Raw genomic sequence first — 22,288 nt, 5'->3', positions numbered from 1 at the left:
CCAGCGCATTTCCCCGCCAGCTGTACGCCGCGGATCACTCGGCGGGCCACCGAGCACAACGGGACTGACAGCCTGCCAGCACCGCGCGGCCACCTCAGTACTCCCCCGCCTGCCGGGGGCCCGCCCGGTCACTCACGACGATAAGCGGGCCGCAACGACGCGCCAAGTGCTTCGGGCGCATCCGCAGGCAGCCAGCTATCCCGGCTGAACACGTTGCAGTTCGGGCTTCGCCACGTCGCATCGGTGCTTCCCATCTCAGGTGGAGCAATGGATTATGGGCAGTGGACGACCACTAGCAGAATTCGTATTGAGGGAGTGGGCCGTGTCACCAGCCGAGTCAGCAGCCAAGTCGGTACCCAATCTGCCGCCCGGGTTCGACTTCACCGACCCCGATATCTACGCCGAGCGCCTGCCGGTGGAAGAACTGGCCGAGATGCGCCGATGCGCGCCGATCTGGTGGAACGAGCAGCCGATCGGCTGCGGCGGCTTCGACGACGGCGGCTACTGGGTGGTGACCAAACACAAAGACGTCAAAGAGATCTCGCGGCGCAGTGACGTCTTTTCCAGCCTGGACAAGACCGCGCTGCCCCGCTATAAGGACGGCACGGTCGGTGAGCAGATCGAGCGGGGCAAGTTCGTCCTGCTCAACATGGACGACCCACAGCACACCCGGCTGCGCAAGATCATCTCCCGCGGCTTCACCCCGGCGGCCGTCGAGCGGCTGCGCGACGACCTCAACGAGCGGGCGCGCCACATCGTCGAGGCCGCGGCAGCGCAGGGTTCCGGTGACTTTGTCGAGCAGGTGTCGTGTGAACTGCCGCTGCAGGCCATCGCCGGGTTGCTCGGTGTGCCCCAGGAAGACCGGATGAAGCTCTTCCACTGGTCGAACCAGATGGTGGGTGACCAGGATCCCGAGTTCGCCAGCAATGACGCCATCACCGCCTCGGTCGAACTGATCATGTATGCCATGCAAATGGCGGCCGATCGGGCCAAGAACCCGGGTCCGGACATCGTCACCAAGCTGATCGAGGCCGATATCGACGGGCACCACCTGTCTGAAGACGAGTTCGGTTTCTTCGTCATCCTGCTGGCCGTTGCCGGTAATGAGACCACCCGGAACTCCATCACCCAGGGCATGATGGCGTTCACCGAGTTTCGCGACCAGTGGGAGCTGTACAAGAGGGAGCGCCCGGCCACCACGGCCGACGAGATCGTGCGCTGGGCCACCCCGGTCACCTCGTTTCAGCGGACCGCGCTGCAGGACTACGAACTGTCCGGGGTGTCGATCAAGAAGGGCCAGCGGGTGGTCATGTTCTACCGCTCAGCCAATTTCGACGAGGAGGTGTTCGACGACCCGTTCTCCTTCAACATTCTGCGTAGTCCCAATCCGCACGTGGGGTTCGGCGGCACCGGCGCGCATTACTGCATCGGGGCCAACCTGGCTCGGATGACCATCGACTTGATGTTCAATGCGATCGCCGACGCCGTGCCTGGCTTGGAATCGACAGGCAAGCCCGAACGGCTGCGATCGGGCTGGCTGAACGGAATCAAGCACTGGCAGGTCGATTATCACAGCACCGCGTCGGCGAAATGCCCTGTCGCGCATTGACCTTGGACCGAAAAACAAGCTGGTTCGCGTGCATAAAGCTGTCGGGATAGCGTCGGCTGGCGCGGCTTTGGAGATCGTCGACGTCGACACCGAGCCGCCTGCCCATGACGAGGTACGCATCGCGGTCTCAGCATGCGGCGTATGCGGCACCGACCGCCCGTTCGTCAGCGGCGCTTTCCGAACACACGGTGGCCATTGACGCCGGGACATGAGATCGCCGGCAGGATAGTCGAACTCGGCGGGGGCGTCGATGATTTCGTTATCGGCGACCGGGTCGCCGTCGGCTGGTTCGGCGGGCACTGCAACGGGTGCGGCCCTTGCCGCAACGGCACCTTCATCCACTGCGACAACATGAAGGAGCCCGGCTGGCAATACCCGGGGGGCTATGCGGATCGGTGACGGTTCCGGCCAACGCGCTGGCCCGGATTCCGTCAGAACTCTCCGACGTCGATGCGGCTACGATGTGCTGCGCCGGTGTCACGACGTATAACGCGCTGCGCCACACCAGGGCACTGCCCGGAGACCGGGAGGGGTGCTCGGTATCGGCGGTCTGGGTCACTTCGGTGTGCAGTTCTCCCGGGCGATGGGCTTCGAGACCATCGTGATCGCCAGGGGGACCGCCAAAGCCGAAGATGCGCGCCGGCTGGGCGCTCACCACTATGTCGACTCTACCGGCGGCGACGTCGGCGAGGCGTTGCGCCGCCTCGGCGGTGCCGCCGTCGTGCTGGCCACCGCGGGGAACTCGGCGGCCATGGCCGCGACGGTGCCCGGCATACTGCCCCGTCGTGAACTGGTCGTGGTGGGTGTGAGCGCCGACCCGCTGCCGATCAGTCCCAGGCAGCTGATCAGTCCCGGCCTCAGCATTACCGGCCACCCCTCCGGTACCGCAATAGATGTGGAAGACACCATGCATTTCGCAGTACTGTCCGGCGTGCGGGCGTGGGTCGAGGAGACGCCTTTTCACGCGCGGCGGATGGTTACGCGGCGATGGAGCAGGGGCAGACCCGCTACCGAGGCGTCCTCACCATGTGAACGCGGCGGCGAACGAATAGAGTCGTGCCGTGAGCGAGACGGCATGGACACTGGGCACATCCGATGGTGAGTTGATCGTTCGTACCGGTGTCGCGGGCCGGGCAGCTCGAATGGGCCATCGGCTCACCATCGCGATGACTCGCTGGCAGGCCACGGTGAGCTGGGTCGGTGAAGAACCCATCGCCGCAGAACTTGCTGTGGAAGTGGATTCGCTGGAGGTGTTGCGTGGCGAGGGCGGTGTCAAGAGCCTGTCCGGACCGGAAAAGGCCCTGGTGAGGTCAAATGCGCTGAAGTCGCTCAACGCGGGTCGCTTTCCGGACATCCGGTACAACGCATCCGAGATTGCCAAGACGAAGGACGGTTACCGCCTCGCCGGTGCGCTGCAGATCCGCGGCGCGTCGCATCAGCACGTGATCGACCTGCGCACCGAGGACCTTGGTGACTCCTGGGCGATGTCCGTCGAATCGACGGTTCGCCAGTCTGACTACGGGGTGAAGCCGTATTCGATGTTGATGGGCTCCCTGCAGGTTGCCGACGAGGTGACGGTTTCGTTTCGTGCGGTTCGAGCCAAGGACGGCTGATCAACCGAAGCCGGCCATGACACCGAGTCGCCCAATGGTATTCGTTTTCCCGGGCGTAGTATTCGCCCAATGCCGGTATGAACCGTAGGCAATGGGGTCAGCTACCACTGGGGCGCAAGAGATATCGAGCCCGTTGAGGTAGCGGTGGTTCTCGGCCCGGCAGTTCGACTACTCCGGCGGCGCCACAATTTGGTCACCGTAAGTGCCGGGTATGTGCTTGAGCACCCGGGTCAACAGCGGTGATCCATCACCCGGATCTGTTTGTGACGCAACGTCATTCGGCCGCTCGGGGATGGCATCGGTGAGTTCTTCTCCGGAGGTGAGGTGGATGTGCTCCTGCTCGATCGCGGGCCCGGCAGGTGCAGCGGGTAACTGGGTAGTCGCGGGCTTCGGAGCTGGCGCACCTGCCTCTGCGATTTCCGGTGCCGAGGTGTGTACGGCGCGCTGTGCTGTTTCGGAGTGCCTGTCCGGGGTCAGTTGCAGACCTACGGCCAGGGACACCGAAGCCACGAAGGTCACCGCAGCAGCGGCCAAAGTGGTTGCCGCTCCTGCGTACTGGCGTGACCGTTTGGATACGACGGTGGTTGCGCCGGTGTCTGCCACCAGTTGCGGGTCGGTGAACTCGGTGGTGCGGGCGGCCGCCTGGGCCACGCCCCGCGCGATTGTCACCTGCGCCATGGTCTGCGCGAAAACCGGTACCGGCAAGGCGGTTTCGAGCTGCCAGGAAAAGTCGCTGACATCAAGGTCGGAACCGACCACCACCACGGCGGCCGGACGCCAGGCGCTGCGGTCGAACATTCCGGTCAGCCACGAGGTCAGTCCGTCGTAACCACCACGGACATGTTTGACGGCGGTCTGGGTCTTTCCGTCGTGGGTGTCAACCATGGCTACGGTTGCCCATTCGTGTTCGAGGATGCAGACCGCGGTCTGCTCGTATCCGATCACCGGTGCGACCGCCTCGGCCAGGGTCTCGACGGCATCGAGCAGCCGAACCGGTACCACGTTGTCAAAACCGGCGTCGGTCAAGGCCTCGATCAGCAGCGCGGCCTGGGCGGAAGCTTCGTCGTTCCAGGTCATTCCGACCACACGCAAATGGTGTCCGGCCGCGGCCGCCAATTCTCTGGCATGAATGACTTGCGCCGCCGCCTGCTCGGCGGCATGGACGACGCCTACTCCGCGGCCACCGCGCAGCTGTAACTCGTGATGATGCAGGATGGTGCCCTCTGCGCCATGTCCTTCAGCCAGCACCCAACCCACGGCGGTCGGTGTCACTGACAGCCCAAGTACCGTCTCCAAAATTTCGCACCTCAATCGTTCCCGAATCATTCCCGGTCCATCAGGCGCCTCGAACCAACGACGTCGCGCCCGGCATACACCGATCATTCACCAAGGAGCCTGGTGCGCTGGTGCGTGAGCGCCGGAACGACCGGATACCCCGGAAAGTCCCCGGAAAGTCCCCGGAAAGTCGCTGTCTCGATCGGCTTGCCTGACAGAGATTACGCGGTCGGCGCAAGTTCGGCTTCTTCGGTGGGCAAACCCGCAGGTGACTCACATCCAACGAGCACGGTGCCCGGGCCGCCGGTTGCCGCCAGGAGACGTCGCCCGGGTGGGCAGACGGCGGTTTGCCGGTCTTCGGGGCACGATTCGCGGGTAAACCCGCGAAACGTTGCTCGAAGCACGTCCGGCGTGTCGAGGTCCGACGTCTCCTATCGGTTAACTATTCTTTGTATCGCTCCCCGCCCGCCGCCTTCTGCCCTGCTCTGGGTGCATAGCACTCGTTTGCGCTCCGGTTCGTCCGGGCCGCAACGGGGCCGATGGGGGAGGCGGTGAGCCCGTCGCCGGCTCACATAGCACAGTTGCTGTGTCGGCGGGGGTAACCGATATCGAAATGGAATGACTTCGCGTCCCGATCGACATATGACCTATTCACACGGTAAGTTCTGCCGGGAGCGCGCGAGCATATACGGACAAGGGGCAGGGTATGACAGACGTGAGCGGGAAGATTCGGGCGTGGGGCCGGCGCCTTGCGGTCGGCGCGGCTGCTGCCGCGGCCCTTCCTGGCCTGGTCGGACTCGCTGGTGGGGCGCCGACCGCGGGAGCGTTCTCCCGCCCCGGCCTGCCGGTGGAGTACCTCCAGGTGCCGTCAGCAGCGATGGGCCGCAGTATCAAGGTCCAGTTCCAAAGCGGTGGGGACAACTCGCCGGCGGTGTACTTGCTCGACGGTCTCCGCGCTCAAGACGACTACAACGGCTGGGACATCAACACTCCCGCATTCGAGTGGTATTACCAGTCCGGCCTGTCGGTCATCATGCCGGTCGGTGGCCAGTCCAGTTTCTACAGTGACTGGTACAGCCCGGCCTGCGGCAAGGCCGGCTGCCAGACCTACAAGTGGGAGACCTTCCTGACCAGCGAGCTGCCGCAATGGCTGTCCGCCAACAGGAGCGTCAAGCCCACCGGAAGCGCTGCGGTCGGCATCTCGATGGCCGGCTCGTCGGCCTTGATTCTGGCCGTCTACCATCCCCAGCAGTTCATCTACGCGGGTTCGCTGTCGGCCCTGATGGACCCGTCCCAAGGCATGGGGCCGTCCCTGATCGGCCTGGCGATGGGTGACGCCGGTGGTTACAAGGCCTCGGACATGTGGGGGCCCTCGAGTGACCCGGCCTGGCAGCGCAACGACCCGTCGCTGCACATCCCGGAACTGGTTGCCAACAACACCCGTCTGTGGATCTACTGCGGCAACGGCACCCCCTCAGAGTTGGGCGGCGCCAACGTTCCCGCCGAGTTTCTGGAGAACTTTGTACGCAGCAGCAACCTGAAATTCCAGGATGCCTACAACGCTGCCGGCGGTCACAACGCCGTGTTCAATCTGGACGCCAACGGAACGCACAGCTGGGAGTACTGGGGCGCACAGCTCAACGCGATGAAGGGCGATCTGCAGGCCAGCCTCGGCGCCCGCTGATCGCGCAACGCTTGCAGCTGCTGGGCTTGACGGCACGACCCCGTCAAGCCCAGCAGTGTGTTCGCAGCGAAGCCGCGCCGGGCGCCTTCGGCGAGCGCCGTTACCTGCCCGCGCCGAACTGGTTGGTGATATCGACCCATGCGGTGGTGTCGCGGCGGTGATCATTGGTGTTACGGCACTGACCGTAGAGCTGCAGGACTCCCGCGCCGGTGTCGTCATCGTGGCGGTAGATGATCGCCGTGACGGCGTCCCTGGACAGGGTCCGGCCGAACACATGCTCGTTTGACGGCAGACCCTGGGTCCAGCCGCGGCTGGTCAGCGTCGCCGCGATGTCGCGAAAGTACGCATCGGCGCGCGTGTCGGCGGGGAGGGCGAAGGTCAGATAGACCGTTCCCTTATACGGCGGATCTTCCCGGTTCTTGCACGACATCAAGAGGTACCCGGCGGTGGTCGCCTTCAGGCCGGCGACGGTGACGATCTGTCGTGCCGATTCCACAACCTGAGCCTGGGTCGCGGCGTCGGTGAGGGGGTGCTCCAGCGAGCCGCCGGCGGACGAAGACCGATGGCGGTGCTCCACCAACAGGAAAACTCCACCGAGCAGCACGGACGTCACGAGCGCGGCGGCGAGCACGCCTCGCGCCCCGCTCGTTCGCAACCGATTTCCGCTCATACCGGCGCGTCGAACCGTGAGCTGTCCGGATCAACCTCGGAGGTCCGTCGATCAAACCGCCGACAAGGACCGGTACCCGGCCGGTAAGACGCGCCGCCCGGCCGCGGTTGACTGTCATACACCACGATGCACGAACTTCCCGATCGAGAGTCTCGGGTTTCTTGCGGAAAACGATACCCGGGTCAGCAACGTCGATCCGGGGGCCGCGGCCGCCCGGAGTTCGGGTCGTGGGCCGCTAGTCCGACCAGCGACCGGCGGGCACCGGAAGGCGTCGGCACCTGGGTCGGTGCGCGCTTCCCAACCCTAAGATTTTGTCTCAGATACTGGCCTGCCAAAGTTTGCTGTGACGGTCGGTGTGCGTCTGTCTCATCCGTCAGCGCGCCCTTGGAAATGACGGGGCTTTCCGCCCGGACAGGCGGTTGTCAGGTGGTGATCCCAGCCACCGTGTGCCTCGGCTGCTCGATCCGGGCGGCGGTTTGATTCGCCGGGCGCGACGTCGTTTGCGCAAATCACAAGACGGCAGCTAACCAATTTCATAAGTTTTTCTAGGCGGTAACGCTTTGGCCAAGGCAGCCGAAATGCCGGACATGACACGCATCGCAAAGCCCCTCATCAAGTCCGCCACGGCCGCGGCTTTCGTCGCCGCTTCGATGTCACTCGCCACCGCCATCGCACACGCCGATGTCATGAACTGGGACGCCGTCGCACAGTGCGAGTCGGGTGGCAACTGGACCGCCAACACCGGTAACGGCTCCTACGGCGGACTTCAGTTCAAGCAATCCACGTGGGATGAGTACGGTGGCGTCGGCAGCCCGGCGAACGCCTCTAAGCAGGAACAAATCGCCGTGGCTAACCGAGTTCTGGTCGGCCAGGGCCCGGCCGCGTGGCCGAAGTGCGCCAGCGCCGGCGGTCTTGCGCCCGTGCCCCTGGTGTTGCCCAAGCCGGTACGGCAGTTGCAGCAGACGGTGACTGAGGTCATCACGCTATTCACACCGCATCAGTGAATATCGGTGTGTCCGTTCCCAGTGTTACACCGGACGTGATTGGATCGTGCTATGGAGGGTTCGGCAACGGTTCATATGGCGGCCCCAGCGGAAAAGATCTGGGATTTAATCGCCGATATTCGTAACACCGGACGGTTTTCGCCGGAAACGTTCGAGGCCGAGTGGCTCGACGGTGCAACCGGCCCAGCGCTCGGTGCCCGATTCCGCGGACACGTCCGGCGTAACGAGATCGGGCCCGTCTACTGGACGGTGTGCAAGGTGACGGCGTGTGAGCGCCCTCTCGAATTCGGGTTTGCTGTGATGGCCGGCGACAGACCGGTCAACAACTGGCACTACCGGCTGGCGCCGGCGGGTGACGGCACCGATGTCACCGAGTCCTTCCGGCTCACCCCGTCGGTGTTCACAACGGTGTACTACTGGGCGTTCGGAGGTTGGCTGCGCAAACGCCGCAACATCCGGGACATGACCAAGACGCTGCACCGTATCAAAGAAGTGGTCGAGACAGCCTGAAGGCTGGCCGTGGCAGATCGCATGAAGTCGATATTCATCACCGGCGCCGGCAGTGGCATGGGCCGCGAGGGGGCAAGGCTCTTCCATGCCAAGGGCTGGCGCGTCGGTGCGGTGGACCGCGACGACGGCGGTCTGGCAACCCTGAGCGGTGAGCTCGGCGCTGGGTTGTGGACGCGTGTGGTGGACGTGACGGACAAGGCTGCCCTCGATTCGGCGCTAGGGGACTTTTGCGCCGACAATGCGGGCGGCGGCCTGGACATGATGTGGAACAACGCCGGCATCGGCGAAGGCGGATGGTTCGAAGATGTGCCGTATGACGCCGCGATGCGCGTCGTCGACGTCAACTTCAAGTCGGTGCTGACCGGGGCTTACGGCGCACTGCCCTACCTGAAGAAGGCCCCGGGCAGTCTGATGTTTTCGACGTCGTCGTCTTCGGCCACCTATGGCATGCCGCGCCTTGCGGTCTACTCGGCTACCAAGCATGCGGTCAAAGGGTTGACCGAGGCGCTCAGTGTGGAGTGGCAGCGCCACGATGTGCGGGTGGCCGACGTGCTGCCCGGTCTGATCGACACCGCGATTCTCACCTCGACGCGCCAGCACTCCGAGGTGGGCGCGCCAACGCTTTCGGCCCAGCAGATCCGCGCCGCCGCGCCCAAGAAGGGCATGTTTCGGCTGATGCCCGCGAGCAGCGTCGCCGAGGCGGCCTGGCAGGCCTACCATCACCCCACCAGGCTGCATTGGTATGTGCCCGAAGGCATTCGGTGGATAGACCGGCTCAAGGGGGTTAGTCCGGAGTTCGTCCGGCGCCGCATCATCAAAACCCTGCCCAGGCTGGATCCGCAGCGGCAGTAAAGTTTCGTCCACAAGGTCCACGAGGCCCACGTTGGAGGTGGCGGGTGCGAAGCCGATCGGTCGGGGTGGCAGTGATTGCAGTGGTCGTGACGGCGGGTCTGTCCGGATGCGGCGAGGCGCAAACAGTACCCCGCAAGGCCGCACATCTGACCATCGACGGATACACGCGGACGACGCGTCCTGCCGCATGTAGCCAGGATCAGTTGTATCGGACCGTCAACATCCGCGACCGTGACGGCGAGGTACAGGCGGTGGTGCTGGTCAGCGGTGAGCGGGTGATCCCGCAATGGGTCAAGATCCGCAATGTCGACGGATTCAACGGCAGCTTCTGGGAAGGCGGCGTGGGGCAGGCGCATGCCGACCTGTCGCGCGGCACCTACACCATCACCGGCAGCGCGTACGGAATCGGCAGCAGTAACCCCAACAAAGTCGTGACAACAGACTTCAAGATCGTCGCCGACTGCTGAAACATCACTCGCGCTGCTGCGACCCGGCGGGCCTACGCTGGGTCGCAAGGCGCCCTGGCCCGCCGAGGGATGGAGGAGCGGTGAAGGACAGACTGCACTGGCTGGCGTTGCATGGGGTGATCCGCGGCATGGCCGGCGTCGGGCTGCGGCGGGGTGAACTGCAGGCCCGGCTGATCGCGGATCCGGCCGTCGCCGCCAATCCGGTGCCTTTCTATGACGAGCTGCGCCGTCACGGTCGCCTGGTGCGGGCCCGGGTCAACTACCTGACCGTCGACCATCAGCTCGGCCACGACATCTTGCGCTCCGACGACTTCCAGGTCATCTCGCTCGGCGAGAATCTACCGAAACCGCTGCGCTGGCTGGAGCGCCGTACTCGCGACGATCAGCTGCACCCGCTGCGGCCGCCGTCGCTACTGGCGGTCGAGCCGCCCGATCACACGCGCTATCGCAAAACGGTCTCGGCGGTGTTCACCTCGCGGGCGGTTGCCGCGCTGCGTGATCGGGTCGAGCAGACCGCCATCAGTCTGCTGGATCAGCTCGTTGACCAGCCCGGTGTGGTCGACATCGTCGGCCGCTATTGTTCTCAGCTGCCGATCGCGGTGATCAGCGAAATCTTGGGAGTGCCGGCACACGACCGCCGGCGTGTCCTGGAATTCGGCGAACTGGCGGCGCCCAGCCTGGATATCGGCGTGCCCTACCGGCAGTACCAGCGCGTCCGGCGCGGTGTGACGGGATTCAACGCCTGGCTGGTGTCGCATCTCGAGCAGCTGCGGCGAGCCCCCGGCGACGACCTGATGAGCCAGTTGATCCGCACGGCCGAAAGCGGGGACCCGGAAACGCATCTCGACGACGACGAGCTGCACGCGGTCGCCGGACTGGTGTTGGTCGCCGGCTTCGAAACCACAGTCAACTTGCTGGGCAACGGCATTCGGATGTTGCTGGACATGCCCGAGCATCGGGACACGCTGCGCCAGCGTCCTGAGCTGTGGCCGAACGCGGTCGAAGAGATCTTGCGGTTGGATTCGCCGGTCCAACTCACCGCGCGGGTGGCCCGCACCGACGTCGAGGTGGCCGGTGTGCCGATCAGACGCGGTGAAATGGTGGTGATTTGTCTGGCGGGGGCCAACCGCGATCCATCGGTGTTCCCCGACCCGCATCATTTCGACATCGAACGTCCCAATGCCGGCAAGCATCTCGCGTTCTCCACCGGCCGTCACTTCTGCCTTGGCGCCGCTCTGGCCCGCGCCGAGGGCGAAGTCGGACTGCGCACCTTTTTCGAGCGCTTCCCCGAGGTGCGGGCCGCCGGCGCCGGAAATAGGCGCGATACCCGGGTGCTGCGGGGCTGGTCGACCTTGCCGGTCACCTTGGGTCCGGCCCGTACACTGGCCACCCAGTAACTCACGGCGGTTGACACCCGCGCTGGCACCAAGTGTCATTGGCCGCTATGACAGACCTTTCTGCAAATTCGGCACGCAATGTGGTGCTGGCGTTGTGGCGGGCACTGGCCCGGCGCGATTGGGCTGACGTCAAGACGTATCTCTGCGCGGACTGCCTCTACGTCGACATGCCGATGCCTGCGATATCTGCGCGTGGTCCCGACGACATCGTGACGCGACTGAAGCTCGGACTGGAGCCCCTGGCCGACTACCAAAACCATGACGGGTTGCTGGTGTCCAACGGATCAGACGTGATGTATGAGCATTCCGAGACCCGGACCTTCCCCACCGGTGAACAAGGGCTGCTGCGGTTTGTCAGCGTCCACAAGGTGGTCGACGGCAAAATTGCCCTCTGGAAAGACTATTGGGACTTCAACACCCTGGTGAGTTTCGCGCCGCCGAACCATTTCGAGGCGCTGGCCGGCGGTGACACCGGCTGGGTCTTCGACGCAACCGGCCTGGTCTGAATTCGATTACGAATTCGACTGCGCCGCAACGTGGTTCAAGACAGCACTTGTGGGTGTTGTTCAGGCCCGGCTGGGTAACGTGACCTTGCAGGCCTGACCGATGTCCAGGGTCCGCAATACCCGCCCCATTCCCACCCACAGCGCACAGGACAAGGCCAAGTCGGCGAGCAAGTCGTCGGAGAAGTGTTCACGGCAGCGGCTCCAGAAATCTTCGTCGTCACGCAGCACGGTGTGCTCGGTGGCGAACCGGTACGCAAACTCAGCCGCCAGTCGCTCCTGCTCGCTGTACCCCGGCCAGGTGCGCCATTCGGCCGCGTGGGCATAGAGGTCCTCGTCGACTCCGGCGGCGGGGCCGTCGGCATCGCGGGTGTTGGCGCAGACGGTGCATTCGTTGTTCTCGGCAATCACCGCGCGCGCCAGCTCGCGGGTGCGCATCGGCAACCGGTTGCTGGTGTACACCGCCCGGCTGAAGGCGGCCAATGCGCCGCCGAGCTCAGGGGATTTCGCTATCCAGCCGGCCACGTCGTCGTCGGCGAATGTTCCGATTCGGCTCATGGCGCGATGGTACGCCCGGGTAGCGAGCTGTCGGTCAATGCGGGCCGGGGCGCCGCGGCGTCGGGCGGGGCGGCTGCCGCCTGGGCGGCCACCGTGGACGTCTCGTTTGCCCAATCCTGGCCCCAATCACGCTGCGCAACAACACGATACGCAATATGTTGGAGAGCGGTTTCGACCTCGTGGCGATCCGGCCGGCGCGCGAAGCCGGGCGACCTCGCCAATTTGTCCGCGATCCAGGTCAACAGCAGCGAGTACACGTATTCGACCTGCCGCATCCCCGCGGCGGTGAGCGACATGCGATCGCCGTCGCGCACCACATAACCTGTGGTGGCCAGGCGGCTGAAGGTGGGTTCGAGGACCTCGAAGGGCACTCGCAGGTGGTTACCGATTTCGGTGATCCGGGCCGCTCCGAAGAACTGCTGGTAGCGGTTGATGCGCAGCAAACCCCACAGACCGGCGACGTCGAGCCGGCAATCGGGCCGCATGGCGATGCTGCGCAGTCGCACACCGGGATCACCGCGCAACATGCGACCGATCGTGTTCTCCAGCAGCTTCTCCGGCGTCTCGGTCGTCGGCATCCCGAATCCGTCACCCACATCGACCGCGCTGTTGTGAATATCGCGCAGCGGCACCTCGCGCAGGAACAGCGCCAGGACGAAAGCAACCACGGCAACCGTTGCCGCCCAGAGGAACACCTGACCCAGCGATTCGGCATAGGCCTGTACGACCGGTGCTGCGGTGGCGGAAGTCTCCCGGTGCAGGGCCTGCGGAGAGCTGACCGACTCGCTAGACAAGCCAATGGTCGCCAGGGCCGGCCCCAGCCTGGCCCGCAGGAAGTTCCCGAACAGCGAACCGAACACCGCCGCGCCGAACGAACCGCCGATGGTGCGGAAAAACGTCACACCCGACGTCGCCACCCCGAGGTCCTCGAAATCGGAGGTGCTTTGCACGACGAAGACCAGCACCTGCATGGAAAGGCCGATTCCAGCGCCCAGCAGCAGTAGGTACAGCGATTGCACCACGGTCGGTGTTGCGGCATTCATGCGCGACATCAGTACGAACGCGACCGCCATCAGCGCCGTACCGGTCACCGGGAAAATCTTGTAGCGGCCCGTACGGCCGACCACGACACCGCTGCCGGTGGAGGTGACCAGCATTCCAGCCACCATCGGCAGCGTGCGCAGGCCGGAGGCGGTGGCCGAGACACCGTCCACATACTGCATGTAGGTGGGCAAGAACGTCATCGCGCCCAGCATCGCGAATCCCACGACAAAGGCCAGCACACAGCACACGGTGAACACCGGAGCGCGAAACAGCCGCGGCGGCAGCACCGCTTCCCCGGCGCGGCTTTCCACCCAGACGAAGACGCCCAGCGCAGCAGCGGCCGACGCGAAAAGGCCGACGATGGTCACTGACGCCCACGGGTACACGGTGCCGCCCCAGCTTGTCGCCAGGGTCAGCGCGGCGGCACCCACACCGACAGCCACGATCCCGGCGTAGTCGATGTTCGGTTTGGTGGCGGTCAGCGCCGGGATCGCCGCCGCCGCAACGAAAATGACCACCACCGAGACGGGAACGTTGATCCAGAACGCCCACCGCCAGGTCAGATAGTCGGTGAAATAGCCGCCCAGCAGCGGGCCAACGACCGTGGTGACACCGAAGACCGCGCCCAAGATGCCTTGGTAGCGTCCGCGTTCCCGCAGCGGAACTACCTCCCCGATCAACGCGGTGGCAGTCACTGCGATCGCGCCGCCTCCGACGCCCTGCAGCGCCCGTGCTGCCACCAGCATGCCCATCGACTGCGCGAGTCCGCACACTATCGACCCGACGACGAAAAACACCACCGCTGCTTGAAAGACGCGCTTGCGACCGACCAGGTCGCCCAGCTTGCCGACGAACGCGGTGACGATGGTCGACGCCAGCAGGTAGCTGGTGACCACCCACGATTGATGGCCGGCGTCGCCCAGGTCGGCGACGATGGTCGGCAGTGCGGTGGCGACGATCGTCTGGTCCAATGCAGCCAGCAGCATTCCGAGCACGACCGCCAGGAAAATAAAGTTGCGCCGCTGCGGGCTGGTCAGTGCGCCGCCGGATCCGCCATCCGTTGCGACAGCAACTGTCGGGGTTGTCATGCCTGCCTTTCCCGTCGGCGCCCGGTGCCGGCCCGCCGAGGCATTGGCCTTGACGCCGCATGCGGCCGGGGCGTCCGGCCGTGAAGCGGCGGGAGGGGCGGGGCGGGCAGTCAATTGACGGGATGCCCAGGATGGCCGCCGGTCAATCCGGGGGGCCGACTCCGGAACCCTGTGGCCTCGGCGTCTTATTTGGCAGCGGCGACAGTGCCTGGCTGTGCTAGTTCGTCGAGGTCTTCGTACCAGTCGCGTTGCACCAGTACCCCGTCGGTGAGGCGTTGCAGAGCAGCTTCGAATTCCTGGTCGCCGGGCTGCTGCTGCACACCGGGTGCCACTGCCAGGTGGTCGATGAGCCATCGCCGCAGCAGGCCGGAGAGGGTCTCGAGCTGGCCGAGCCCGCCCGCGGTCAGCGACAGGGTGTCGCCGTCGCGCGACGCGTAGCCGGTCTGGACCAGGCGGTCGAAGACCGGTTCCAGCACCTGATAGGGCAGGTGCAGGTGTTTTGCAATGTCGGTGAGCCTCGCGGTGTGGAAGAACCGCTCGTACTGATAGATCCGCAGTACCCCCCACAAACCGGCTACGTCGAGCTCGGAATCCTGGTACGCCGCAGCAAGGTTGGGCAGCCGTACCTCGGGCGCTTCGTGCAGCAGATGGGTGACGGCGTTCTCCAGCACGTCCTCCGGAGATTTGGTCCTTGGCACGGCGAACCCGTCTCCGAGGCAGCTGGGGCTGTCGTGGATATCGGCGAGGGGAACCTCGCGCAGAAACAGCGCGAGGATAAATCCGGCCAGGGCGACAAAGGCCGCGCACAGGAACACCTGGTTGAGCGACTCGGCATAGGCCCGCACGATCGGGGCGGCAACATAGTGCGGCAGTCGGTGCAAGACGGCCGGAGAGTGCGCGGCGTCGACGGGCGCGCCGCTGGCGACCAGCGCGGGCCCCATTCGCCGGCCCAGGAAGGTCGCGAAGAGCGCGCCGAATATCGCGGCTCCGAACGAGGCACCGACGACGCGGAAGAAGGTCACCCCCGAGGTGGCGACGCCGAGATCTTCGAAGCGGGACGTGTTCTGCACGATGAGAATGAGCACCTGCATGGACAAGCCGATCCCGGCGCCCAACAGCACCAGGTACAACGACTGCACCGGCGCCGGCGTCGACTCATCCATCCGCGACATCAGCAGGAATGCGACGGCCATCAGCCCCGTGCCAGCGACCGGAAAGATTTTGTACCGGCCGGTCCGGCCCACCATGATGCCCGCGCCCACCGACGTGGTCAGCAGGCCCACCACCATCGGCAACGTGCGCAGACCCGAGACGGTGGCCGAGGCACCGTCAACGTAGCGCAGATACATCGGCACGAAGGTCAACGCGCCCAGCATCGCAAAACCGACCATCAACGACAGGACCGAGCACACGGCGAATACCTGGTTGCGAAACAGTCGCGGCGGGAGGATACCCGCAGCGGCTCGGCCCTCGACCCACACGAAGACACCCAATGCCAGCGTTGCGCCGATGAACAGCCCCATGATCGGCGCCGAGCCCCACGAGTACGTGCTTCCGCCCAGGCTCGTCGCCGTGATCAACGCCGTCGTGGCCAGTGCAATGACCATGATCCCGAGGTAGTCGATAGCCGGTTTGGGGCGGCGGGGCAACGCGGGAATGGCCGTTGCGGCCACGGTCAGGACCACGATCGAGATCGGCAGGTTGATCCAAAATGCCCAGCGCCAGTGCAGGTAGTCGGTGCAGAAGCCGCCCAGCAGCGGGCCGGCGACGGTGGTCACCCCGAATACCGCGCCCAACATGCCCTGGTAGCGGCCGCGATCCCGCAGTGGGAAGGCCTCACCGACCAAGGCGGCCGCGGTCACCGAAATCGCACCGGCCCCGACGCCCTGCACGGCGCGCGAAACCGCCAGCGTGGCCATGGTCTGCGCTGCCCCGCAGAGCATGGAGCCAAGCAGGAAGACCAGGACCGAGCCCTGCAGCACCCGCTTACGACCGAACAGATCCCCCAACTTGCCCGCCACCACGACCACGATGGTGCCGCCCAGCAGGTAGCTGGTGATGGCCCACGATTGGTGAACGGAGACCCCCAGCTCCTCGACGATCGTCGGCAACGCGGGCACGACGATGGTCTGGTCCATCGCCGCGACCAGCACCCCGAGCACCAGCGCCATGAAGATGATGTTGCGGCGCGCCGGGCTGAGCGATACGCAGAGAGACCGGGTGTCCGCCGCAGCAGCAGTCCGGGATGCCGTCGGGCTCGTCATGTCTGCCTCCCGTCGGTGTTCGAGCCCGTGCGCGAAACCCAGGAGTCGTGCCCGCGGAGCCTCGATCGGATATCAGGACGGTGGCCTGGAGACGCACTGCGCCGAGTACAGTGCCTCTCCGAGTTTCTCCATCAGTTCCAGCTGCGTCTGCAGGTAGTCGAGATGCAGTTCCTCATCGGCCACAATTTGTTCTAGCAGCTGCGCACTGGTGGTGTCCTGCTTTTCGCGGCACATGATGATTCCGGGCTTGAGCCGATTCAGTACTTCGATTTCGATTGCGATATCACTTTCGAATTGTTCGCGCAGTGTCTGGCCCACCCGCAACGAGCCGATGCGCTGGTAGTTCGGCAAACCATCGAGCAGCAGAATCCGGTCGGTAATCGCCTCGGCATGGCGCATTTCGTCGAACGACTCGGCGCGGGTTTTGGCCGCCAGTTCGGTAAAGCCCCAGTTCTCCTGCATCTTGGAGTGCAGAAAGTATTGATTGATGGCGGTCAGCTCGCTGGTCAATTGTTCGTTGAGCAGACGCAAGACATCCGGATCACCTTGCATGATGACTCCTACGGTGTGAAGGCGGTCGTTTTCTACCGCAGCAGATGGGCTGGGCTGGAGCTCCATCATGGCGGGTTCTAGCAGCACCTTCGGGTGCCGCGTTTCAATCTAGTGCAGCAAGTGGGTAGCGGCGCAGTCTTTGTCGCGCCGTCGGCGCGTCCTGCAGGCTCGCCCCGGTCTCAGCCCCATCGGTCTTAGGTTAGACTGCACTAACCTACTTAGGTTAGACTCTACTAATATGCAGACCGTTCGTTCGGTGGCTCCCCCGCCACTCCGATCGCGGAGGATGTCATGAGCAAGCACCCGCTGGGAGTTTGCTGATGTACGTGTGTCTGTGTGTGGGCGCCACCAACCAAACCGTCTGTGATGCCGTCGCGCGTGGCGCGTCGACGTCCAAAGAAGTTGCCGCGGCGTGCGGCGCGGGTAGCGATTGCGGCCGTTGCCGTCGCACCTTGCGGGCGATCATCGCCTCGGCTGTCCAACCGGCTGCGGTCTGAGGTCCGGGCCCGCTTTTCTGACCTTTTAGCTGCGGCGCTTGCTGAAATCGGCCAATGCTGCGGCGTTGGCCTGCGCGCCCATCAACTCGGCGAAGTGGGCGTTCTCCCGGGCGCTGGCGGCGGCTATCTCGGGACGAGTCGGTTCGACAATGGTGTGCTTGACCGCTATCAGGCTCGAGAGTGGCTGTGCGGCAAGGATTTCGGCATGCCGGCGGGCCTCGGGAAGCAGCGCCGCCGGCTCGCAGACGCGCCAGACCAGCCCCATCCGCAAGGCTTCCTGGGCATCGATCCATTCCGAAGACATCAGCAGCCAGGCCGCGTTCTGCCGGCCAACCAGCTGCGGCAGCAGGTATGACGATGCCGCTTCGGGAGCCACACCAAGGCTGGTGAACGGACATTTCAGGCGCGCTGTCGCGGACATGAACGCCAGGTCTGCGTAGCCCAGAATTGTGGTGCCTATTCCGACGCCGACGCCGTTGACCGCGCAGATCAGCGGCTTGGGGAAACTGCCGAGCACCTCGACGAGTCCCCGGAAGCCGTATCGTCCCTCTTCGAAGCGGGGGTCGGTGATGCGTGCCTGCATCTCGGCGAGATCGGTGCCGGCGCTGAAGCCGCGACCCGAGCCGGTCAGCAAGACCACGGAAACCGCTGGGTCTTCGGCGGCGTCCAACAGTGCCTGCGTGGTGGCGTCGTACAGGGCTTCGTTGAAGGCGTTGAGGGCCTCCGGCCGGTTGAGGGTGAGCGTGCGTACCCGGTGCTCGTCATCGATCAGCAGCGTCACGGCGCTGAGCCTAACCGTTGCCGTACACGCGGGTCGGCTCGATCAGCACCACGGCACGCCGCTCCGCGGCCATAACCCGGTCGTACTCGTCCCAGTCGTCGTGGGTGCCGCCCGCCGCGATGAAGACGTCGCGTAGCAGCAGCCGCAGCTGCTCCCCGTCGCGCAACCATGACTGCGAGTCGTCGGGGCCGACGAGTTCCGCGCGGCCCTCCACGGTCGCCCACAGCCAGCCGTTGCGGAAAGTGATGGCCAGTTGTGGCCGCGCTCGCAGGTTGGTGAGCTTGACCTTGCCGTACGTCGTGAAGCCCAGGACGGTTTGGCCGCCGGCGGGATGCGTCAGCAGACCGACGTTGACCAGCGAGGCCTGCACGGTGCCGTCTGCTCGTACGGTGGAGACCACCGCCAGCCCTTTTTCGGCGGCGGCCAGGGACACGGCATCGTTGAGTGTCGTCATGAGTCGTCCTCACTTGGTGAACGGTGTGGTGAACACGTAGCGGCTGGTGGGCACGGTGTCGATGTTGTGGTTGGCGCCGAATGCGGTGGTGCTGGCGACCATCCGGCTTATCCGGTGCTGCAGGTCGGCGTCGTCGGCGGCGCCGAAGAAGGCCTGCAGATCCGAGATGGCCTCGGCCGGAAACAGCTCCTCGACGATCCCGGAGATCGGTGGTGCCGGTGAAGTAAGAGTGCGCACCACCCAGTTCTGGGTGTAGCCGAAGGTGGCCTGCGTTTCGATGGCCACCGATGTGTGGTCGCGTTGCCAGCGGGTCAGCCAGGTCTCCTCGTCCAGCCCGGTCGGCCGTCGCAGCAATGCGAGGTTTGCTAAACCCGTTGTGCGACAACCTGGTTCGGTTTCCGGCGGAACCATCGGAACCGACTCGGTGACCAGGTATGCGCCCAGTTGCGCACATTCGCGCTCGAGCAGTTGCAGGGCGGACGCCATCTGGTCGCCATAGCATTGCTGGGTCCATATGCTCACCACCGAGGCCACCGGCTGCGACAGGGTGGTCAGGGTCATCAGGGAGTTGCGCACCGCGCCGTCTCGGACATTGACCGCGAGCCCCGGAAGGCCCAGTTCCAGCAGTGCGTCGGCGACCGGACCCAGTTGACGGGAACACCAGTCGTCGTCCGGCTCGTCGCGCAGCAGGACGGCGATGACCTTCTCCATAGGGGAAACTTACCTTCGCCGCCAACGGCTCAGAGCTGACCGTCCGCGCCGTCGGTGACCAGGCGCACCGGCTGTTCCGCGACCACCAGTTCCCCGATGATCCGGGCAAGTCGTCGATACGACTCATCGCGACCGGTGGACGAGCGGTATACCAGTCCTATCCTTCGACCCGGGCGGGGCGCGCCGAAGTGGGCGAGTCCGGCACGGCTGCGCGCGGCCTCGACGGCCACCGCGCTCTGCGGGATCAGCGTGACGCCCAATCCACCCGCTACGCATTGGACCGCGGTGGCCAGCGACGCTGCCCGGGTGTCGGCCAGTTCGACACTGACTCCGGCTCGGCGGCAGACATCCAGGGCCTGGTCGCGCAGGCAATGACCTTCGTCCAGCAACAGCAGCGGCAATTGCGCCAACGCCGTGGCAGGCACCTGTCGCTTGCCGGCGAGCCGATGCCCCGGAGGCAGCGCCAAAACGAAATCCTCCTCATACATCGGGATTTGTGTGACACCGTCGGAGTCGGCGGGCACTGCGATCATCGCCGCATCCAGTGCGCCATCACGCAAGGCGGCCAGCAGGCGCTGAGTCTGGTCTTCGACCACATGCGCGGTCAGGGTGGGAAGTTGACGGGTGAGTCCAGCCAGTACTGTCGGCAGTACGTAGGGTGCGACCGTCGGAATCATGCCCAACCGGATGCTGCCGTGCAGCGGATCGGCCACTCCCCCGGCGGCGGTGCTGAACGCGTCCGCGGCCTCGACGACAACCTGCGCGAGCGGTAGCAGGTGCATGCCTTCGGCCGTCAAGAGGACCCGTCGCGTCGAACGCTCGACGAGGTGGGTTCCCAGGCCGGCCTCCAGTGCGGCCAACGCCTGCGATAACGTCGACTGGCTTACCCCTAAAGTGGTTGCGGCACTGCTGAAATGCTGCTTGTTCGCGACGGCGACGAAGGCCCGCAGCCCGGCGAGGGTCGGCTGATAAGTCTTATCGGCCATGCCAATGAGTATAGTGTGATATATCACCTTTACTTCACACTGAATTCGCGGCATCATGGTCGCGTACAGATAATCTTGACTCAATCCAGATTAAGGAGTGGATATGTCCCTGCTGACAATCGGCGACCAGTTCCCCGCCTACCAGCTCACTGCGCTGATCGGCGGCGATCTGTCGAAGGTCGACGCCAAGCAGCCAGGTGACTATTTCACCACCGTCACCAACGAGGACCACCCCGGCAAGTGGCGCGTGGTGTTTTTCTGGCCCAAGGACTTCACCTTCGTGTGCCCGACCGAGATCGCCGCGTTCGGCAACCTCAACGACGAGTTCGAGGACCGCGACACACAGATACTCGGGGTATCGATCGACTCCGAGTTCGTCCACTTCCAGTGGCGTGCCCAGCACGAGGACCTGAAGAAGTTGCCCTTCCCGATGCTTTCTGACATCAAGCGTGAGCTGTGCCTGGCCACCGGCGTGCTCAACGAGGACGGCGTGGCCGACCGGGTGACCTTCATCGTCGACCCGAACAACGAAATCCAATTCGTTTCGGCCACAGCGGGATCCGTCGGGCGCAACGTCGACGAGGTGCTGCGGGTGCTCGATGCCCTGCAATCCGACGAGCTGTGTGCCTGCAACTGGCGCAAGGGCGACCCGACAATCGATGCCGGCGAGCTGCTCAAAGCGTCGGCGTGACGGAGAAGAACCGATGAGCGTCGAGAATCTGAAGGCCGCGTTGCCCGAGTTCGCCAAAGACCTCAAGCTGAACCTGGGCTCGATCACGCGCAGCACCGTGCTGACCCAGGAACAGCTGTGGGGAACCCTGCTGGCCAGCGCTGCGGCGACACGTAACCCCCAGGTGCTGGCCGGAATTGGGGCCGAAGCGGCAGACAAGCTGTCCGAGCCGGCATACCAGGCGGCGCTGGCAGCGGCGTCAGTCATGGCCATGAACAACGTGTTCTATCGTGGCCGCGGCTTTCTCGACGGACGCTACGACGACCTGCGTCCCGGATTGCGGATGAACGTCATCGGCAATCCGGGCGTGGCCAAAGCCGATTTCGAGCTGTGGTGCTTTGCGGTCTCGTCGATCAACGGTTGCTCGCACTGTGTGGTCGCGCACGAACAAACGCTGCGTGAGGCGGGTGTGGGCCGCGAGACGGTGCTGGAGGCGTTGAAGGCCGCGGCGATCGTTGCCGGTGTGGCCCAAGCGGTTACGGCGGCCCAGACATTGGCTGCTGTCGGCTGATCGTCACCGGTTGGCCCGCGTTCACCGCGTTCGCGGGTCAGCCGTCCAGGCGTGCCAGCGTCGCCGGATCCTGCTTCCCGCCGTAATACCGGGCGATCAGGGCGACGAAATCCTCGTTGTCGGCGGCGGCGCGGGCGAACAACGTCATCGACGAGCGCAGCTTGAGATTGTCGGGCCAACCGAAGATCTCGTCGATGGAACGGCCCTGCACCTGAATGACCAGCCGGGTACACTCACGCAGGCGCGGTCCGAGCACATCATGGTCCAGATATGCGCGTGCCTCCGCTGCCGAGGAGATGCCGTAGTAGTCCGCCGCGGGGCTGTGGCCCAGGCCGCACAACTGCGGGAAGACGAACCACATCCAGTGAGTTCGCTTTCGTCCTGACCGCAGTTCCACAACGACGCTGTGGTAGATCGGGTCCTGCGCGTCGACGAACCGTTTCAGGTCGAAGGGGTCGCCTGATGTTGTCATACCACCACGGTTGCACACTGGTGTGATGGCGCGGCTCAACATCGGTTCCTGCGGGT

General features: G+C 65.0%; 23 protein-coding genes and 1 pseudogene. 13 read left to right on the top strand and 11 right to left on the bottom strand.

The features are described 5' to 3' along the window. Window positions 1-274: 274 nt before the first annotated feature. The 3 genes and pseudogenes from EET13_RS14740 to EET13_RS14730 all read left to right on the top strand — a co-directional run bounded on the left by EET13_RS14740 (window position 275) and on the right by EET13_RS14730 (window position 3,222). A complete protein-coding gene (locus tag EET13_RS14740; RefSeq protein WP_425293682.1) occupies window positions 275-1,609 on the top strand; it encodes a cytochrome P450 in 1,335 nt (444 codons plus the stop codon). Between the two features lie 67 nt (window positions 1,610-1,676). After that, window positions 1,677-2,641, top strand: a pseudogene (locus tag EET13_RS14735) (alcohol dehydrogenase catalytic domain-containing protein). Window positions 2,642-2,670: 29 nt separating this feature from the next. Continuing rightward, window positions 2,671-3,222: a YceI family protein gene (locus EET13_RS14730; RefSeq protein WP_244603912.1), complete on the top strand. Its 552-nt coding sequence runs from the start codon at window positions 2,671-2,673 to the stop codon at window positions 3,220-3,222. 168 nt (window positions 3,223-3,390) lie between these two features. On the opposite strand, the gene EET13_RS14725 is transcribed toward EET13_RS14730, so the two are convergent. After that, window positions 3,391-4,518 (bottom strand): DUF7159 family protein, encoded by a 1,128-nt coding sequence (locus EET13_RS14725; protein WP_122443005.1) that lies wholly within the window; start codon window positions 4,516-4,518, stop codon window positions 3,391-3,393. Window positions 4,519-5,203: 685 nt separating this feature from the next. Between EET13_RS14725 and ag85B the strand changes: the two genes are divergently transcribed. Further along, window positions 5,204-6,181 (top strand): diacylglycerol acyltransferase/mycolyltransferase Ag85B, encoded by a 978-nt coding sequence (gene ag85B, locus EET13_RS14720; RefSeq protein WP_122442986.1) that lies wholly within the window; start codon window positions 5,204-5,206, stop codon window positions 6,179-6,181. 100 nt (window positions 6,182-6,281) lie between these two features. Here ag85B and EET13_RS14715 read toward each other — a convergent pair whose 3' ends face one another. Next, window positions 6,282-6,812: a hypothetical protein gene (locus EET13_RS14715; RefSeq protein WP_244603911.1), complete on the bottom strand. Its 531-nt coding sequence runs from the start codon at window positions 6,810-6,812 to the stop codon at window positions 6,282-6,284. 626 nt (window positions 6,813-7,438) lie between these two features. Here EET13_RS14715 and EET13_RS14710 point away from each other — a divergent pair. The 6 genes from EET13_RS14710 (at window position 7,439) to EET13_RS14685 (ending at window position 11,587) form a co-directional block, all read left to right on the top strand. Continuing rightward, the gene (locus EET13_RS14710; protein ID WP_122443003.1) at window positions 7,439-7,855 is read left to right on the top strand and encodes a transglycosylase family protein; all 417 of its coding nucleotides are present in this window, start codon (window positions 7,439-7,441) and stop codon (window positions 7,853-7,855) included. Window positions 7,856-7,906: 51 nt separating this feature from the next. Further along, the gene (locus EET13_RS14705) at window positions 7,907-8,365 is read left to right on the top strand and encodes an SRPBCC family protein (RefSeq protein WP_211186435.1); all 459 of its coding nucleotides are present in this window, start codon (window positions 7,907-7,909) and stop codon (window positions 8,363-8,365) included. Between the two features lie 21 nt (window positions 8,366-8,386). Further along, window positions 8,387-9,217, top strand: coding sequence for an SDR family oxidoreductase (locus EET13_RS14700; RefSeq protein ID WP_122442984.1), 831 nt, complete (start codon window positions 8,387-8,389; stop codon window positions 9,215-9,217). Window positions 9,218-9,261: 44 nt separating this feature from the next. Next, window positions 9,262-9,684 (top strand): lipoprotein LpqH, encoded by a 423-nt coding sequence (locus tag EET13_RS14695; RefSeq protein WP_122442983.1) that lies wholly within the window; start codon window positions 9,262-9,264, stop codon window positions 9,682-9,684. A gap of 80 nt (window positions 9,685-9,764) precedes the next feature. Beyond that, window positions 9,765-11,081 (top strand): cytochrome P450, encoded by a 1,317-nt coding sequence (locus EET13_RS14690; protein WP_122442982.1) that lies wholly within the window; start codon window positions 9,765-9,767, stop codon window positions 11,079-11,081. A 47-nt stretch (window positions 11,082-11,128) separates the two neighbouring features. Beyond that, the gene (locus EET13_RS14685) at window positions 11,129-11,587 is read left to right on the top strand and encodes a nuclear transport factor 2 family protein (RefSeq protein WP_122442981.1); all 459 of its coding nucleotides are present in this window, start codon (window positions 11,129-11,131) and stop codon (window positions 11,585-11,587) included. Window positions 11,588-11,647: 60 nt separating this feature from the next. On the opposite strand, the gene EET13_RS14680 is transcribed toward EET13_RS14685, so the two are convergent. The 4 genes from EET13_RS14680 to bfr form a co-directional block, all read right to left on the bottom strand. Further along, window positions 11,648-12,142, bottom strand: a complete 495-nt coding sequence (locus EET13_RS14680; protein WP_122442980.1) for a carboxymuconolactone decarboxylase family protein — start codon at window positions 12,140-12,142, stop codon at window positions 11,648-11,650. Continuing rightward, a complete protein-coding gene (locus EET13_RS14675; protein ID WP_122442979.1) occupies window positions 12,139-14,274 on the bottom strand; it encodes an MDR family MFS transporter in 2,136 nt (711 codons plus the stop codon). The genes EET13_RS14680 and EET13_RS14675 overlap by 4 nt, the downstream gene beginning before the upstream one ends. A 185-nt stretch (window positions 14,275-14,459) precedes the next feature. Continuing rightward, entirely contained in the window at window positions 14,460-16,538 is a 2,079-nt protein-coding gene (locus EET13_RS14670) for an MDR family MFS transporter (RefSeq protein ID WP_122442978.1), read from the bottom strand. Between the two features lie 72 nt (window positions 16,539-16,610). Further along, the gene (gene bfr / locus EET13_RS14665) at window positions 16,611-17,090 is read right to left on the bottom strand and encodes a bacterioferritin (RefSeq protein ID WP_036394198.1); all 480 of its coding nucleotides are present in this window, start codon (window positions 17,088-17,090) and stop codon (window positions 16,611-16,613) included. Between the two features lie 320 nt (window positions 17,091-17,410). Here bfr and EET13_RS14660 point away from each other — a divergent pair, with 320 nt between their 5' ends. Further along, a complete protein-coding gene (locus EET13_RS14660; RefSeq protein ID WP_083134833.1) occupies window positions 17,411-17,587 on the top strand; it encodes a (2Fe-2S)-binding protein in 177 nt (58 codons plus the stop codon). A gap of 25 nt (window positions 17,588-17,612) precedes the next feature. Here the strand turns inward: EET13_RS14660 and EET13_RS14655 are convergent, their stop codons facing one another. The 4 genes from EET13_RS14655 to EET13_RS14640 are packed head-to-tail and all read right to left on the bottom strand — an operon-like array spanning window position 17,613 to window position 20,519. Then, the gene (locus EET13_RS14655) at window positions 17,613-18,368 is read right to left on the bottom strand and encodes an enoyl-CoA hydratase/isomerase family protein (RefSeq protein WP_083134832.1); all 756 of its coding nucleotides are present in this window, start codon (window positions 18,366-18,368) and stop codon (window positions 17,613-17,615) included. A gap of 10 nt (window positions 18,369-18,378) precedes the next feature. After that, window positions 18,379-18,822 carry a TIGR03618 family F420-dependent PPOX class oxidoreductase gene (locus EET13_RS14650; protein ID WP_083134831.1) on the bottom strand — a complete coding sequence of 148 codons (444 nt, stop codon included), beginning with the start codon at window positions 18,820-18,822 and terminating at the stop codon, window positions 18,379-18,381. A gap of 9 nt (window positions 18,823-18,831) precedes the next feature. Continuing rightward, window positions 18,832-19,533, bottom strand: a complete 702-nt coding sequence (locus tag EET13_RS14645) for an EthD domain-containing protein (RefSeq protein ID WP_122442977.1) — start codon at window positions 19,531-19,533, stop codon at window positions 18,832-18,834. A 29-nt stretch (window positions 19,534-19,562) separates the two neighbouring features. Next, a complete protein-coding gene (locus EET13_RS14640) occupies window positions 19,563-20,519 on the bottom strand; it encodes a hydrogen peroxide-inducible genes activator (RefSeq protein WP_122442976.1) in 957 nt (318 codons plus the stop codon). A gap of 103 nt (window positions 20,520-20,622) precedes the next feature. Here EET13_RS14640 and EET13_RS14635 point away from each other — a divergent pair, with 103 nt between their 5' ends. Both EET13_RS14635 and EET13_RS14630 read left to right on the top strand, forming a co-directional pair. After that, window positions 20,623-21,210, top strand: a complete 588-nt coding sequence (locus EET13_RS14635; protein WP_122442975.1) for a peroxiredoxin — start codon at window positions 20,623-20,625, stop codon at window positions 21,208-21,210. Window positions 21,211-21,223: 13 nt separating this feature from the next. After that, the gene (locus EET13_RS14630) at window positions 21,224-21,760 is read left to right on the top strand and encodes an alkyl hydroperoxide reductase (protein ID WP_122442974.1); all 537 of its coding nucleotides are present in this window, start codon (window positions 21,224-21,226) and stop codon (window positions 21,758-21,760) included. 37 nt (window positions 21,761-21,797) lie between these two features. On the opposite strand, the gene EET13_RS14625 is transcribed toward EET13_RS14630, so the two are convergent. Then, the gene (locus tag EET13_RS14625) at window positions 21,798-22,232 is read right to left on the bottom strand and encodes a DUF1810 domain-containing protein (RefSeq protein WP_122442973.1); all 435 of its coding nucleotides are present in this window, start codon (window positions 22,230-22,232) and stop codon (window positions 21,798-21,800) included. Between the last annotated feature and the right edge of the window lie 56 nt (window positions 22,233-22,288).

The organism is Mycobacterium attenuatum, assembly GCF_900566085.1.
Taxonomy (GTDB): domain Bacteria; phylum Actinomycetota; class Actinomycetes; order Mycobacteriales; family Mycobacteriaceae; genus Mycobacterium; species Mycobacterium attenuatum.
Note: the sequence above shows the minus strand (reverse complement) of the source record. Positions and strands in the feature narration are given on the sequence as shown.